Here is a 12,509-nt window from a genome sequence, read left to right as displayed (position 1 = left end):
CTCTGTTGGCCGATCCTTGCAGATCTGTCCCGATTAAGGCTGTGCCGCAAAGGCGGGTCAACTGGTTTTTCAGTGATCCGACGCAGGGTTGGCGGCGGGTGGCGCGTGACCCAAGGGCAGCGTGCGCACCATGAGCAGCGCATCGTCGCGCCCCCCCTCGGGGCGGGCATAATAGCCCCGGCGCCGCCCGGTGACGGCATAGCCGCAGGCGGCATAAAAGCCGCGCGCCGGGGCATTGGCCTCGGCCACCTCCAGAAACACCTGTGCTGCCCCGCGCGCCTGCGCCTGCGCCTCGAAGGCGGTCAGCACCGCGCGGCCCAGCCCGCGCCGCTGGCCCGCGGGATCGGTGGCAAGCGCAAGGATCTCTGCCTCGTCCGCCACCACCCGGCCCAGCACGAAGGCCCCCTGCCCCGCCACCAGCAGCGTTAGCGGATGCGCCAGCGCTTCGGCAAAATCCGCCTCGCCCCACGGATCCATGTGGCGATAGGCGCGGGCCGACAGCGCCGCAAGCTCGGCAGGGGTCATGACAGGATCAGCGGCGCCGCATCCCGCGCGGGCGCGGCATCGGCGGGCTTGATATAAAGCGGCGCAGGCCGCGCAAGCGAGCTGGACAGGGCGGCGATGCGGGCGATCCGGCAGGCCAGTTCTGCAGGGTCGGGCGGCAGCACGGGGGTGATGTCGGCGCTGTCGGTCACCAGCGCGGGCGCCCCGCCGGGCAGCTGCAGATAGATCTGGCCGCGCGGCGCGGGCACGGCGGCGGCGGCTTCGGGATCGGCAAGCTGGATCGCGTCAAAGGTGCTGACCCCGATGGCGGGGATCCCCAGACCCAGCGCCAGACCGCGCGCGGCGGCGACGGAAATGCGGATGCCGGTGAAATTGCCCGGCCCCACCCCCACGCCGATGCGGTGCAGATCGCGCCAGTTGAGGCCCGCTTCGGCCAGCAGCTCCTCCAGCAGGGGCATCAGCCGTTCGGCCTGCCCGCGCCCCATCTCCTCGACCCGGGTCGCCAGACAGCGCTCGCCGTCAAGCACAGCGACCGCGCAATGCGCGGCCGAGGTGTCGAAGCCAAGGACAAAAGGTCCGGCAGCCATGGCTCAGGCCATGACCGGCCGCACCTCGGTCACTTCCGGGATGTAATGGCGCAGCAGGTTCTCGATGCCCATTTTCAGCGTCAGGGTCGAAGACGGGCAGCCCGCGCAGGCGCCCTGCATGTGCAGGTAGACCACGCCGCGCTCGAAACCGTGGAAGGTGATGTCGCCGCCATCCTGCGCCACGGCAGGGCGCACCCGGCTGTCGAGCAGTTCCTTGATCTGGCTGACGATTTCGCCATCCTCGCCGGTATGGTCACGGTGGCCCGAGCTGGCCTTGGCGTCGCCCGCCATCACCGGATCGCCGGACTGGAAATGCTCCATGATCGCGCCCAGAACGGCGGGCTTCACATGATCCCAGTCGGCGGCATCCCCCTTGGTGACGGTGACAAAATCGCTGCCAAGGAACACGCCGGCCACGCCGGGGACGGAAAACAGCCGGCCCGCCAGCGGCGAGGCGGCAGCCCCGTCGGCATTGGGGAAATCGGCGGTGCCCATTTCCAGCACGGTCTGGCCCGGCAGGAATTTCAGCGTCGCGGGGTTCGGGGTGGATTCGGTCTGGATGAACATGAGGCGTCCTTTCTCCGGGCTGCTCCCTATATGCGCCCGCACCCGCCCCGCGTCAAGATTTGGAACCGTTCTAAAGTTGGCGGCTCAGGTGATCGCCTCCAGCCGCTCCTTGGACATGTCGCCGGGCACGATGGTCAGCGGGATCGGCAGGCTGCCCGAAGAGCGGGTCATCTGGCTGACCAGCGGGCCCGGGCCCTTCTTGTCCGCCGCTGCCCCCAGCACCAGCACGCCGATATCGGGATCGTCCTTCACCTGCGCCAGAATCTCGGTCACCGGGTCGCCTTCGCGGATCACCAGTTCCGGATCCACCCCCTGCCGGTCGCGCATCCATTTGGCGAAAACCTCGAAATGCGCCTCGATGCGCTCGCGGGCTTCGGAGCGCATGATGTCGCCCACACCGATCCAGTGGTTGAAATCGTCAGGCGGGATCACCGACAGGATCGCCACGCCTCCGCCGGTGCGGGCCGCGCGCATCGCGGCAAACCGCATCGCGTTGAGACATTCGCGGCTGTCATCGAGCACCACGAGGAACTTGCGCATGAGGTCTCTCCTTCGCGGCGATCATGGCGCAGGGCAGGCGCACAGGCAACGCCCAACTAAAGCCGCCCCGCCAGCCCCTGCGTGAGCGGCCGCATCAGCCGCCCGCCCAGCCACAGCCCGACCGAGGCGACAAGCTGCCCCAGCCCCAGCCAGATCAGCGCCACCGCCGCCAGCGCCTCGTCCGAGACGCGCAGCAGCGCGCGGAAGGTGCGGGATTTGCCCAGCACCTCGATCACGCCGCGCGTTTCGGGGCCCGCCACATCTGACAGCCGCGCCAGCCGGGCGGCATCCTCGGCGCTGTCCACATGGCGCAGCAGCAGGATGCCATCCGACATGGAGGTGTTGCCGACCACGCGAGTCACATCCCCCGCCAGCGCATTGGCCCGCGCGAGCCGCGCGCTGTCGGCGGCATCGCCGCTGCGGGCCAGCAGACGGCGCAGCATGGCGGCATCGGTCAGCCGCGCCAGATCCGCCGCAAAGCCCGAGGTCAGCGTGCCCATGCGCCGCCCCAGACGCAGCGCGGTGGCCCCGGCCTTCACCGTGGCGGAACTGCCGCCGGTGAGGACGATCGCGCCGGTGGCGGCCAGCCCGATGGCGGCCAGCGTCACCTCGACCTCGTCGACATCCTGTTCTTCCCAAAGCGCGATGCCCGCGCGGCGCAGCGCGTTCAGATCCCCCACCGGCGTCAGTTCCAGCGGGATGCCGCAGGCGCCCAGCATGCGCAGCGACGGGCAGTCGGCCACATCGGCGGCACAGCGCGCGCAATCCGCAGCCCCGGCCCAGAAGCCACTTTCCGCCTCGCGCAGCGCGGTGATCGCCTCGGCCTGCGCCGGATCCGGGGTCAGCCCCACCCGGTCGGCCAAGGGCAGCAGCATGTCGATGCGGTCCAGATCATTGGTCATCAGCGCCTCGTCCAGCTCCAGCACCAGCCGCTCGGGCGGCAGCCGTGCGGCGAGCGCCCGGTCAAGGCTGGCGCGGATCTGCTGGTCGGAGGCGGCAACCAGCGGGCGGGCCAGCGGGTTGTCCTGCAGCGCCCAGACCATCAGGCCCAGCGTGACCACCAGTGGCAGCAGCCGCAGCAGCAGCGCCAGACCCCGGCGGAAAAGCGAGCGGCGGCGGCGCGGAGGCCGGTCGCCCCGCAGCGCGCGCAGGCCCGGCGCTGCGGGCTCCGGCTTGGATCCGGACGCAGGCCCCGGCCCCCGCTCTGCCCGCAGCACGCGCCGCGCCTCGGGCTGGGCCGGGCGCCGGGGCGCGGTCAGGGGCGGCTCGCGCCGCATCTCAACCGTCAGACAGCGCCCAGTCCCAATAGAGCTGGCGCGCGCGGCGGGTGATGGGACCGATCTGATAGGAGGTGTCCTCGAACCCCGAAACCGGGGTGATCTTGTTCATGTTGCCGGTCAGGAACACCTCTTCGGCGGTCTCGAAATCGGCAAAGCTCAGCACCGTTTCCTGCACCTCCACGCCGTCGGCGCGCAGGTTGGCGATGTGCCGCGCCCGGGTGATGCCGGCAAGGAAGGTGCCGTTGGCGATGGGGGTGAAGACCACGCCATCGCGCACCATGAACACGTTGGCGGTGGCGGTTTCCGCGACATTCCCCAGCGCATCGGCCACCAGCGCGTTGCCGAAGCCCCGGCGGCGCACCTCGACCAGCATGCGGGCGTTGTTGGGATAAAGGCAGCCCGCCTTGGCATTGACCACCGCATCCTCCAGCACCGGGCGGCGGAAGCGGGTGCGGCCCAGCGTGGTGCTGGTGTCCGTGGGCGCCATGGGGATCTGTTCCAGCGAGATGGCAAAGCCCACATTCTCGGGCGAGGGCACGATGGCCGATCCGTCGCCATTGGTGGCCCAGTACATCGGGCGGATGTAGACGGCAGCCTCTTTGGGATAGGCCGACAGCCCGTCCCAGACGATCTGCACCATATCCTCGGCGCTGACGGTGGGGGTCAGCATCAGCGCCTCGGCAGAGCGGTTCACCCGCACGCAATGGGCGTAAAGGTCGGGGGCCACACCCTGCACATAACGCGCGCCGTCAAAGACCGAACTGCCGAGCCAAGTGCCGTGATCCGCGCCGCGCAGGATCGCCACGTCGCCTTCGTGCCATGCGCCTTGGAAATAGGTGCGGATGTTGGTGCCGACTGCCATATGTGCCTCCGTGGTTTTGCGCCACGGTAGGCGCGGCGCGGGCCAAGGTCCAGAGCACAGCGGCCCGCTCCGCAGAGCGTGATGGCCCGCCTAGCCCTTTTCGTGGAAAAAGGCGTAGATGCGTTCGGCCAACGCCTCGCTTACCCCGTCCACCGCGCGCAGATCGGCAAGGTTGGCGCGGCTGACCGCCTTGGCGGAGCCGAAATGCGCCAGCAGCGCGCGCTTGCGCGACGCCCCCACCCCCGGCACCTCGTCCAGCGGATTGGCCATCTGCGCCTTGGCGCGCTTGGCGCGATGGGTGCCGATGGCAAAGCGGTGCGCCTCGTCGCGCAGGCGCTGCACGAAATACAGCACGGGATCGTTGTGGCGCAGCGCAAAGGGCCGTTCGCCGATGCGGTGGAATTCTTCCTTGCCCGCGTCACGGTCGATGCCCTTGGCGACGCCGACCATGGGAATGTCCTCCACCCCCTGTTCGCGCATGATCTCGGCCACGGCGCTGACCTGCCCCGCCCCGCCGTCGATCAGCAGCAGATCCGGCCACAGGCCCTTTTCACGTTCGGGATCCTCTTTCAGCAGGCGGGTGAAGCGGCGGGTCAGCACCTCTTTCATCATGCCGAAATCGTCGCCGGGGGTCAGATCGTCGCCCCGGATGTTGAACTTGCGATACTGGCTTTTGAGGAAACCCTCGGGCCCGGCCACGATCATCGCCCCAACGGCATTGGTGCCCATGATGTGGCTGTTGTCATAAACCTCGATCCGCTGCGGCACGGTATCAAGGCCGAAGGCATCGGCCAGCCCGCGCAGAAGCTTGGCCTGCGTCGCGGTTTCCGACATGCGCCGGGCAAGGCTTTCGCGGGCATTGCGCGCTGCCCCCTCGACCAGTTCGGCCTTTTCGCCACGCAGCGGCACCGCGATCTCGACCTTGCGGCCCAGCTTGTCCGACAGCGCCTCTGTCATCAGGTCGGGATTTTCGATGTCGTGGCTCAGCAGCAGCAGGCGGGGCGGTTCCTTGCTGTCGTAGAACTGGCCCAGAAACGCCTCCATCACCTCCTCGGGGCCGACATCGTCGCCGACGCGGGGGTAAAAATCCTTGTTGCCCCAGTTCTGGTTGGCCCGGATGAAAAACACCTGCACGCAGGCCTGCCCGCCCTCCAGATGCAGCGCGATCACATCCGCCTCGGCCACGCCGCGCGGGTTGATGCCCTGCACCGACTGCACCTGCGTCAGCGCGCGGATCCGGTCGCGCAGCGCGGCGGCGCGTTCGAATTCCATCGCCTCCGAGGCTGCCATCATCTGCTCCGCCAGCACCTCCTGCATCTGGGTCGACTTGCCCGACAGGAAGCGCTGCGCATCCGCCACCGTGGCGCGGTAGTCTTCTTCGGAGATGCGCCCGACACAGGGCGCCGAACAGCGCCGGATCTGGTGCAGCAGGCAGGGCCGGGTCCGGCCTTCGAACATGGAATCCGAACAGTTGCGCAGCAGGAACACCCGCTGCAGCTGGTTCAGCGTGCGGTTCACCGCCCCCGCGCTGGCAAAGGGGCCGTAATAGGCGCCCTTTTCGGTGCGCGCGCCGCGATGCTTGCGGATCTGCGGAAAGGCGTGATCCGTGGTCAGCATGATGTTCGGAAACGACTTGTCGTCGCGCAGCAGCACGTTGAATTTCGGCTTGAGCTGCTTGATGAGGTTCTGCTCCAGCAGCAGCGCCTCGGTCTCGGTCCGGGTGGTCAGGAACATCATCGACGCGGTGTCGGCGATCATCCGCGCGATGCGCCGCGAATGCCCCGTCGGGCGCGCGTAATTCGACACCCGCGCCTTCAGGTTGCGCGCCTTGCCGACATACAGAACCCGGCTCTGGTCATCCAGCATCCGGTAGACGCCGGGGCTGCCGTCCAGCGTCTTCAGATAGGCCTGAATGACCTCTGCGCCCCGGGGCCGGGCGCTGTCCTGCGGAAGGTCGGAGTCTGTCGTCATGCCGCTGCGTCAGCCCTTTTCGGGGGGAACGATTCTCTGGCTTCGCTGCACCGCCGCAAGGCCAGCATCAAGCAGGAATACATCCACCGCTTCTGTGGATAACCCTGCGGGCAAATTCCGGGCAACTGCAAAATTCCCTTGGTTCTTGGCCCTTTCAATGGATTGCTTAATTTTTGAGCGGTTTTACAAACCGTTGATAATGAACGTTTCTTTTTCGCAGACCCCATCAAGCCCTTGAAAGGATAACAAATTCTTAACGCTTTCATGACAGCAAATCCGCCGGTGCAAAAGTCGGAACGGCCCTGCATCATTCCACGCCCAGCACGTCCGGGGTTTCCCATGCCAGATGCTGTCCGCCATCCACACACAGCAGTTGCCCGGTGATGGCCGGCGCCTCCAGAAAATAGCCCAGAGCCGCGCAGATATCCTCCGGGCTGGCGCCGCGTTCCAGCACGGTGGCGGCGCGCTGGCGGGCGAAATTCTCCTCGGTCTGGCGACCGCCGCGCAGGGTCGGACCGGGGCCGATGGCATTGACGCGCACCTTGGGCGCCAGCGCCATGGCGGCGGTGCGGGTCAGCGCCCAGAGCCCCATCTTGGCCAGCGTGTAGGTCATGAATTCCGGCGTCAGGCTGCGCACCCGCTGGTCGATCATGTTGACCACCAGCGCCTGCGCCACCGGCTCGTCCCGGGCATCCCGGCGCGGCGCGGGGGCCTGCGCGGCAAAGCCCTGCGTCAGCACGAAAGGCGCGCGCAGGTTCGATTCCATGTGCCGGTCCCAGCTGTCGCGCGTGGCGCTCTCCAGCGTGTCATGCTCGAAGATCGAGGCATTGTTGACCAGCACGGTCAGCGGCCCGCCCAAGGCTTCGGCGGCCCGCGCCACCAGCCCCTGCGTCGCGGCCTCGTCCAGCAGATCGGCCTGCAGCGCCACCGCCTGCCGGCCCAGACCGGCGATCTCGGCCACCACCGCCTCGGCGCCTGCGGCGGAACTGGCGTAATGCACCGCCACGTCATAGCCCCGTCCGGCCAGATACAGCGCCATGGCCCGGCCCAGCCGGTGCCCTGCCCCGGTCACCAGCGCCCGCTTTTGGTGTTCCATCCGACGTCTCCTCTTGCGTCACATCTCAGATCAGGACCAGCGCCATATAACCCGCATAAAGCGCCGTAAGGATCACGCCCCAGACCCGCCCGATATCCTGCTTCAGGAACACGAAGGGGATCAGCAGCAGCGAGGCGCCCAGCATCACCCACAGGTCGAAGCTCAGGAACTGCGGATCAACCGGCAGCGGCCTGATCAGCGCGGCGATGCCGATGATGGCCAGCAGGTTGAACAGGTTGGACCCGATGACATTGCCCAGCGCCACATCCGCCTGCCGCCGCAGCGCCGCCATCACCGTGGTGGCCAGCTCCGGCAGCGAGGTGCCGATGGCCACCAGCGTCAGGCCGATCACCGTATCGGGCACGCCGAACATGGCGGCAATTTCGGTGGCGCTGTCGATCAGCAGGTTGGCGCCGATGGGCAGCCCCACCAGACCCAGCGCCAGAAACAGCGCGATCTTCCACCACGGCATGTCCGGATCGGCGCCCTCGGGCGTCTCCACCGCCGGGCCTGCGGCGATGCCGGCGCGGCGGTGACGCAGCGCGTCGCGGGCGGAATCCAGAATGGCCAGCGTGATCCCCGCCAGCAGCACCAGCCCCGCGATCCAGTCGAACACGCCGCGGAAGGCCAGCGCGATGAACAGCACCGATCCGCCCAGCATGGTCAGATAGCTTTTGCGCGTGTCATGCCCCGAGGTGTGCATGACCGCGAGCAGCGCGGGAATCCCCAGCACCAGCAGCACGTTGGCGGTGTTCGATCCCACCACATTGCCCAGCGCGATGCCCGGCACCCCGTCCAGCGCCGCCTGAACAGACACCAGCAGTTCCGGCGCCGAGGTGCCAAAGGCCACCACCGTCAGGCTGACGATCAGCGCCGGGATCCCCATGCGCAGCGCAAGGTTGACGGCACCCTTGACCAGCGCGTCCCCCGCAAACAGCAGCAGGACGAGGCCAAGAACCGCATAGACAAAAACCATGTCAGACCTTTCCGTGACCGCAGGGACAGGGCCCGCGCCCGATGCGATGCCGCCCGCAGCGCGGACAGGGCTTGGAGAGGCGGCCCAGCTTGCCGACCCCCGGAAGGCGCAGCTTGCCGAAAATGCCCAGCACCGCGATCACCGCCAGAAACAGAAGGACGATCTTGGCCAGCATCAGAGCCCGAAGCGCGCAAAGGCCGCGCGCTCCTCGATCCCGGACAGAACCTCCTGCGCCATGGACAGGCCCAGCTTCGGCAGCAGGCGGCGGCGCGGACCATAACGGCGGAATTTCACCTTGTTGCCGAACCGCGCCTTCAGCACCGGCACCAGATGGCCCACGCCATCGGCCAGCCCCACCTCCACGGCAGAGCGGCCCAGCCAGATCTCGCCGGTGAAGAGTGCCGGATCCTCGGCCAGCTTGCTGCCGCGCCGCGCCTTGACCTGCGCGATGAAGGTCTGGTGCAGCTGCCCCAGCAGCCGCTCCAGCCGGGCCACATCCTCTTCGGATTCGGGGCGGAACGGGTCGAGCATGCTCTTGGACTGCCCCGCCGTATGCACCCGCCGCTCGATCCCCTGCCGCGTCAGAAACACATGCGCGCCGAAACTCGCCGAGATCACGCCGATGGATCCAAGGATGGAGCTGTCATCCACATGAATCTCGTCCGCCGCAGAGGCGATCCAGTAGCCGCCAGAGGCCGCAACATCCTCGACAAAGGCCAGCACCGGCACGCCGGTTTCTTCCGCCAGCCGACGGATGCGCGCGCCGATCAGCGAGCTCTGCACCGGCGAGCCGCCGGGCGAATTGATCTCCAGCGCCACCGCCGCCGGTTTGCCACGGCGAAAGGCGCGCTCCAGCAGGGGCGCCAGCGTGGTGTCGTTGAGCGCGCCGCGCCCCGCCATGCCGATGGCGCCCTGCAGGCGCACCACCGACACGACCGGCCCGGAGTTCAGAAAGGGGATCCAGTTTTTCATGCGCTTCATGTAGCCACGCCGCCCCAGCCCGGCAAGGCGCGGCAAAGGCAAACTCGGCGCCCCCGCCTCTTCTGACCCCAAATATCCCGGGGGGCCGCGCGGCACGCGCGGCGGGGGCAGCGCCCCCTGCGCCGCCCGTCAGGGGCCAGGCGCTCAGAAAAAGCTCTGCGGGTCGATGTCGATGGCCATGCGCAGCTCGCCCTTCAGCCGGAACTGCGCCGCCCATTCGGCCAGCGCGGGCTGCAGCGCCACGCCTTTGGGCGCCTTGACCAGCAGCCGCACCCGATGCCGCCCGCGCACCCGCGCGATTGGCGCGGGGGCGGGACCATAGACCTGCGCGCCCACCCGGCGCAGCGGGCCATCCTGCCGTGCCAGCGCATTGCCCAGATCAAAAGCCTCCTGCACATCAGTGGAGGACAGGATCACCCCCGCCAGCCGCCCATAGGGCGGCATGCCCGCCACCCGCCGCTCCTCGGCCTCCGCGGCCCAGAACGCCTCCTCATCCCCCGCCAGAATGGCGCGGATCACCGGATGCTCGGGCTGGAAGGTCTGGAGCAGGGCCACCCCCGCCCGCTCGGCCCGGCCCGCGCGCCCCGCCACCTGCCGCATCAGCTGAAACGTGCGCTCCGCCGCGCGCAGATCCGACCCCTGCAGGCCCAGATCGGCATCAATCACCCCCACCAGCGTCAGCAGCGGGAAATTATGGCCCTTCGCCACCAGCTGCGTGCCGATGATGATGTCCGCGCCGCCCTCGGCGATCTTGACGATCTCTTCCTTCAGCTGCCGCGCCGTGCCGAACAGATCCGAGGACAGCACCGCCAGCCGCGCCTGCGGAAACACCTCTGCCGCCTCTTCGGCCAGCCGCTCCACCCCCGGCCCGACCGCCGCCAGCTTGCCCGCCACCCCGCAGGAAGGGCAGGCCTCGGGCATGGGCGCGCTCTCGCCGCATTGATGGCAGACCAGCCGCTGCAGGAAGCGATGCTCCACCATGCGCGCATCGCAATGCGGGCAGCCGATCTGCTGACCACAGGCCCGGCACAGCGTCACCGGCGCATAGCCGCGCCGGTTGAGAAACAGGAGCGCCTGTTCGCCCTTGTCGATGCGGGTCCGCACCGCCCCCTGCAGCGCGGGCGAAATCCAGCGGTTGGCGGGCAAATCCTGCCCGCGCAGATCCAGCGCCCGCATCTCGGGCAGCACCGCAGCGCCAAACCGCGACGTCAGATCCAGCCGCTGATACTTGCCCGCCGCCGCATTGGCCCAGCTTTCCAGCGATGGCGTCGCCGAGGCCAGCACCACCCGCCCCTCGAAGATCGAGGCGCGCAGCACCGCCATGTCGCGGGCGTTGTAAAGCACGCCCTCCTCCTGCTTGTAGGAGGTGTCATGCTCCTCGTCGACGACGATCAGCCCGGGGTCGCGGAACGGCAGGAACAGCGCTGAACGGGCCCCCACCACCAGCTGCGCGCCGCCTTCGGCCACCTGCCGCCAGACCCGGCGCCGTTCGGTGACGGTGACGCCGGAATGCCATTCGGCGGGGCGCGCGCCGAACCGCGCCTCTACCCGGTTGAGGAATTCCGCGCTCAGCGCGATTTCGGGCAGAAGCACCAGCGCCTGCCGCCCGCGGCGCAGCGTCTCGGCCACGGCTTCCAGATAGACCTCGGTCTTGCCCGACCCGGTGACCCCCTTCAGCAGCACCGTGCCATAGCGCCCCGACCGGATGCCCTCGCACAGCGCCGCCGCCGCCGCCGCCTGATCGGGGGTCAGGTCCTTGCCGCCCAGATCAGGATCGAGCCGGGGAAAGGGCAGATCGCGCGGCGCCTCCTCCTCCCGCACGGCGCCCTGCGTGACCAGCCCCTTGATGACCGACGAGGTAACCCCCGCCGCCTCCGCCAGCTCGCCCAGCGTCAGCGACAGACCACCGCGTTCCTCCAGCACCTCCAGCACCCGCCGCCGCGCATCGGTCAGACGCTCCGGCGCGCCGGTGCCGGGGCGGTAGATCTTGCGCCGCGCCGGGGCCTCGCCCAGTCCCGGCGCGCGGGTGGCCAGCCGCAGCATGGCCGAAAGCGGCGTCAGCGTGTAACTCCCCGCCCGTTCCAGAAAGCTGCGCAGCTCCGCCCGCATCGGCACGGCATCCAGAACCCGGCCGATGCTGCGGACCTTCGCCGGATCCCAGCCGCCCTGCCCCGGTCCCCAGACCACGCCCAGCACCCGCCGGGGGCCCAGTGGCACCTCGACATAGGCGCCCTGCGCGCAGCCGCCTTCGGGCGCGCGATAATCCAGCAGCCGGTCCAGCGGCTGCGTGGTCAGCACCGCAACAAGCGTGCCCGCCTCGTAGAAGTCATCCATGGATCCGTCCGTTAGCGCCCGCAGCAAGGGGGTTCCGGTGCCCCGCCTCATGGGGTAAGACAGCCGCAACGGAATTCCAAGCAGAGCCGGGAGGGCTTTCTTCCATGAAATTCTTCGTAGACACCGCCGATATCGACGCCATCAAGGAACTGCACGCGCTTGGCATGGTGGATGGCGTCACCACCAACCCGTCGCTGATCGCCAAATCGGGCCGCAACATTCTCGAAGTGACCAAGGAGATCTGCGATCTGGTCTCCGGCCCCGTCTCCGCCGAAGTCGTGGCGCTGGACGCCGAAGCCATGATCGAGGAAGGCCGCAAGCTGGCGGAAATCGCCCCGAACATCGCGGTCAAGGTGCCGCTGACCTGGGACGGTCTGCGGGCTTGCAAGGTGCTCTCCGACGAGGGCCGCATGGTCAATGTGACGCTGTGCTTTACCGCCAATCAGGCGCTTCTGGCCGCAAAGGCTGGCGCGACCTTCATTTCGCCCTTCGTCGGCCGGCTGGACGACCTGAACCTCGACGGGCTGGAGCTGATCGCGGATATCCGCCAGATCTATGACAATTACGGCTACGAAACGCAGATTCTCGCGGCTTCGATCCGGACCGCCAACCACATGTCCGAATGCGCGAAGATCGGCGCGGATGTCTGCACCGCCCCGCCCGCGGTGATCAAGGCCATGGCCAATCACGTCCTCACCGAGAAGGGTCTTGCGACCTTTGTCGCGGATGCCGAAAAGGCCGGCATCAAGATCGTCTGAGCGACGCAAGGCGAGATTTTTCGTCCGAAAAATCTCGCCACCCCCGTCTCCTC

At 68.4% G+C, this 12,509-nt stretch carries 13 protein-coding genes; 1 reads left to right on the top strand and 12 read right to left on the bottom strand.

Annotated features, from left to right (window positions below; all coding sequences use genetic code 11):
• Positions 1–69 precede the first annotated feature (69 nt).
• The 12 genes from VK682_RS05745 to VK682_RS05690 form a co-directional block, all read right to left on the bottom strand.
• Positions 70–525, bottom strand: coding sequence for a GNAT family N-acetyltransferase (locus tag VK682_RS05745; protein WP_324781554.1), 456 nt, complete (start codon positions 523–525; stop codon positions 70–72).
• Positions 522–1,091 carry a tRNA (adenosine(37)-N6)-threonylcarbamoyltransferase complex dimerization subunit type 1 TsaB gene (gene tsaB / locus VK682_RS05740; protein ID WP_324781553.1) on the bottom strand — a complete coding sequence of 190 codons (570 nt, stop codon included), beginning with the start codon at positions 1,089–1,091 and terminating at the stop codon, positions 522–524. Before tsaB ends, VK682_RS05745 begins: the two co-directional genes overlap by 4 nt.
• 3 nt (positions 1,092–1,094) lie before the next feature.
• The gene (locus tag VK682_RS05735) at positions 1,095–1,658 is read right to left on the bottom strand and encodes a NifU family protein (protein ID WP_324781552.1); all 564 of its coding nucleotides are present in this window, start codon (positions 1,656–1,658) and stop codon (positions 1,095–1,097) included.
• 84 nt (positions 1,659–1,742) lie between these two features.
• Positions 1,743–2,198: a universal stress protein gene (locus VK682_RS05730; RefSeq protein ID WP_089843436.1), complete on the bottom strand. Its 456-nt coding sequence runs from the start codon at positions 2,196–2,198 to the stop codon at positions 1,743–1,745.
• 56 nt (positions 2,199–2,254) lie between these two features.
• Positions 2,255–3,475: a hypothetical protein gene (locus VK682_RS05725; protein ID WP_089843439.1), complete on the bottom strand. Its 1,221-nt coding sequence runs from the start codon at positions 3,473–3,475 to the stop codon at positions 2,255–2,257.
• A 1-nt stretch (position 3,476) separates the two neighbouring features.
• Complete coding sequence (locus VK682_RS05720) at positions 3,477–4,340, bottom strand: branched-chain amino acid aminotransferase (protein ID WP_230795946.1); 864 nt, start codon at positions 4,338–4,340, stop codon at positions 3,477–3,479.
• 90 nt (positions 4,341–4,430) lie between these two features.
• Complete coding sequence (gene uvrC, locus VK682_RS05715) at positions 4,431–6,311, bottom strand: excinuclease ABC subunit UvrC (RefSeq protein ID WP_230795948.1); 1,881 nt, start codon at positions 6,309–6,311, stop codon at positions 4,431–4,433.
• Positions 6,312–6,618: 307 nt separating this feature from the next.
• Positions 6,619–7,407 carry an SDR family oxidoreductase gene (locus VK682_RS05710; RefSeq protein ID WP_230795949.1) on the bottom strand — a complete coding sequence of 263 codons (789 nt, stop codon included), beginning with the start codon at positions 7,405–7,407 and terminating at the stop codon, positions 6,619–6,621.
• Positions 7,408–7,432: 25 nt separating this feature from the next.
• Complete coding sequence (locus VK682_RS05705; protein ID WP_089843450.1) at positions 7,433–8,383, bottom strand: calcium/sodium antiporter; 951 nt, start codon at positions 8,381–8,383, stop codon at positions 7,433–7,435.
• Between the two features lies 1 nt (position 8,384).
• The gene (locus VK682_RS05700; RefSeq protein WP_230795950.1) at positions 8,385–8,558 is read right to left on the bottom strand and encodes a hypothetical protein; all 174 of its coding nucleotides are present in this window, start codon (positions 8,556–8,558) and stop codon (positions 8,385–8,387) included.
• On the bottom strand, positions 8,558–9,355 hold the full coding sequence (locus VK682_RS05695; RefSeq protein ID WP_230796072.1) for a S49 family peptidase: 798 nt from the start codon (positions 9,353–9,355) through the stop codon (positions 8,558–8,560). Before VK682_RS05695 ends, VK682_RS05700 begins: the two co-directional genes overlap by 1 nt.
• A gap of 153 nt (positions 9,356–9,508) precedes the next feature.
• Positions 9,509–11,698, bottom strand: a complete 2,190-nt coding sequence (locus tag VK682_RS05690) for a primosomal protein N' (RefSeq protein WP_230795951.1) — start codon at positions 11,696–11,698, stop codon at positions 9,509–9,511.
• Between the two features lie 104 nt (positions 11,699–11,802).
• Between VK682_RS05690 and fsa the strand changes: the two genes are divergently transcribed.
• The gene (gene fsa / locus VK682_RS05685; protein WP_089843457.1) at positions 11,803–12,456 is read left to right on the top strand and encodes a fructose-6-phosphate aldolase; all 654 of its coding nucleotides are present in this window, start codon (positions 11,803–11,805) and stop codon (positions 12,454–12,456) included.
• Positions 12,457–12,509: the final 53 nt, after the last annotated feature.

The organism is Salipiger marinus, from assembly GCF_035481585.1.
In the GTDB taxonomy this organism is placed as follows: domain Bacteria; phylum Pseudomonadota; class Alphaproteobacteria; order Rhodobacterales; family Rhodobacteraceae; genus Salipiger; species Salipiger marinus.
The sequence above is the reverse complement of the archived record's forward strand: the minus strand, read 5'-3'. Positions and strand labels throughout refer to the sequence as shown.

Excerpts from the sequence above, each read along its gene's own strand:
- VK682_RS05745 (WP_324781554.1), bottom strand. The coding sequence starts at position 525 with ATGACCCCTGCCGAGCTTGCGGCGCTGTCGGCCCGCGCCTATCGCCAC.
- tsaB (WP_324781553.1), bottom strand. The coding sequence starts at position 1,091 with ATGGCTGCCGGACCTTTTGTCCTTGGCTTCGACACCTCGGCCGCGCAT.
- VK682_RS05735 (WP_324781552.1), bottom strand. The coding sequence starts at position 1,658 with ATGTTCATCCAGACCGAATCCACCCCGAACCCCGCGACGCTGAAATTC.
- VK682_RS05730 (WP_089843436.1), bottom strand. The coding sequence starts at position 2,198 with ATGCGCAAGTTCCTCGTGGTGCTCGATGACAGCCGCGAATGTCTCAAC.
- VK682_RS05725 (WP_089843439.1), bottom strand. The coding sequence starts at position 3,475 with ATGCGGCGCGAGCCGCCCCTGACCGCGCCCCGGCGCCCGGCCCAGCCC.
- VK682_RS05720 (WP_230795946.1), bottom strand. The coding sequence starts at position 4,340 with ATGGCAGTCGGCACCAACATCCGCACCTATTTCCAAGGCGCATGGCAC.
- uvrC (WP_230795948.1), bottom strand. The coding sequence starts at position 6,311 with ATGACGACAGACTCCGACCTTCCGCAGGACAGCGCCCGGCCCCGGGGC.
- VK682_RS05710 (WP_230795949.1), bottom strand. The coding sequence starts at position 7,407 with ATGGAACACCAAAAGCGGGCGCTGGTGACCGGGGCAGGGCACCGGCTG.
- VK682_RS05705 (WP_089843450.1), bottom strand. The coding sequence starts at position 8,383 with ATGGTTTTTGTCTATGCGGTTCTTGGCCTCGTCCTGCTGCTGTTTGCG.
- VK682_RS05700 (WP_230795950.1), bottom strand. The coding sequence starts at position 8,558 with ATGCTGGCCAAGATCGTCCTTCTGTTTCTGGCGGTGATCGCGGTGCTG.
- VK682_RS05695 (WP_230796072.1), bottom strand. The coding sequence starts at position 9,355 with ATGAAAAACTGGATCCCCTTTCTGAACTCCGGGCCGGTCGTGTCGGTG.
- VK682_RS05690 (WP_230795951.1), bottom strand. The coding sequence starts at position 11,698 with ATGGATGACTTCTACGAGGCGGGCACGCTTGTTGCGGTGCTGACCACG.
- fsa (WP_089843457.1), top strand. The coding sequence starts at position 11,803 with ATGAAATTCTTCGTAGACACCGCCGATATCGACGCCATCAAGGAACTG.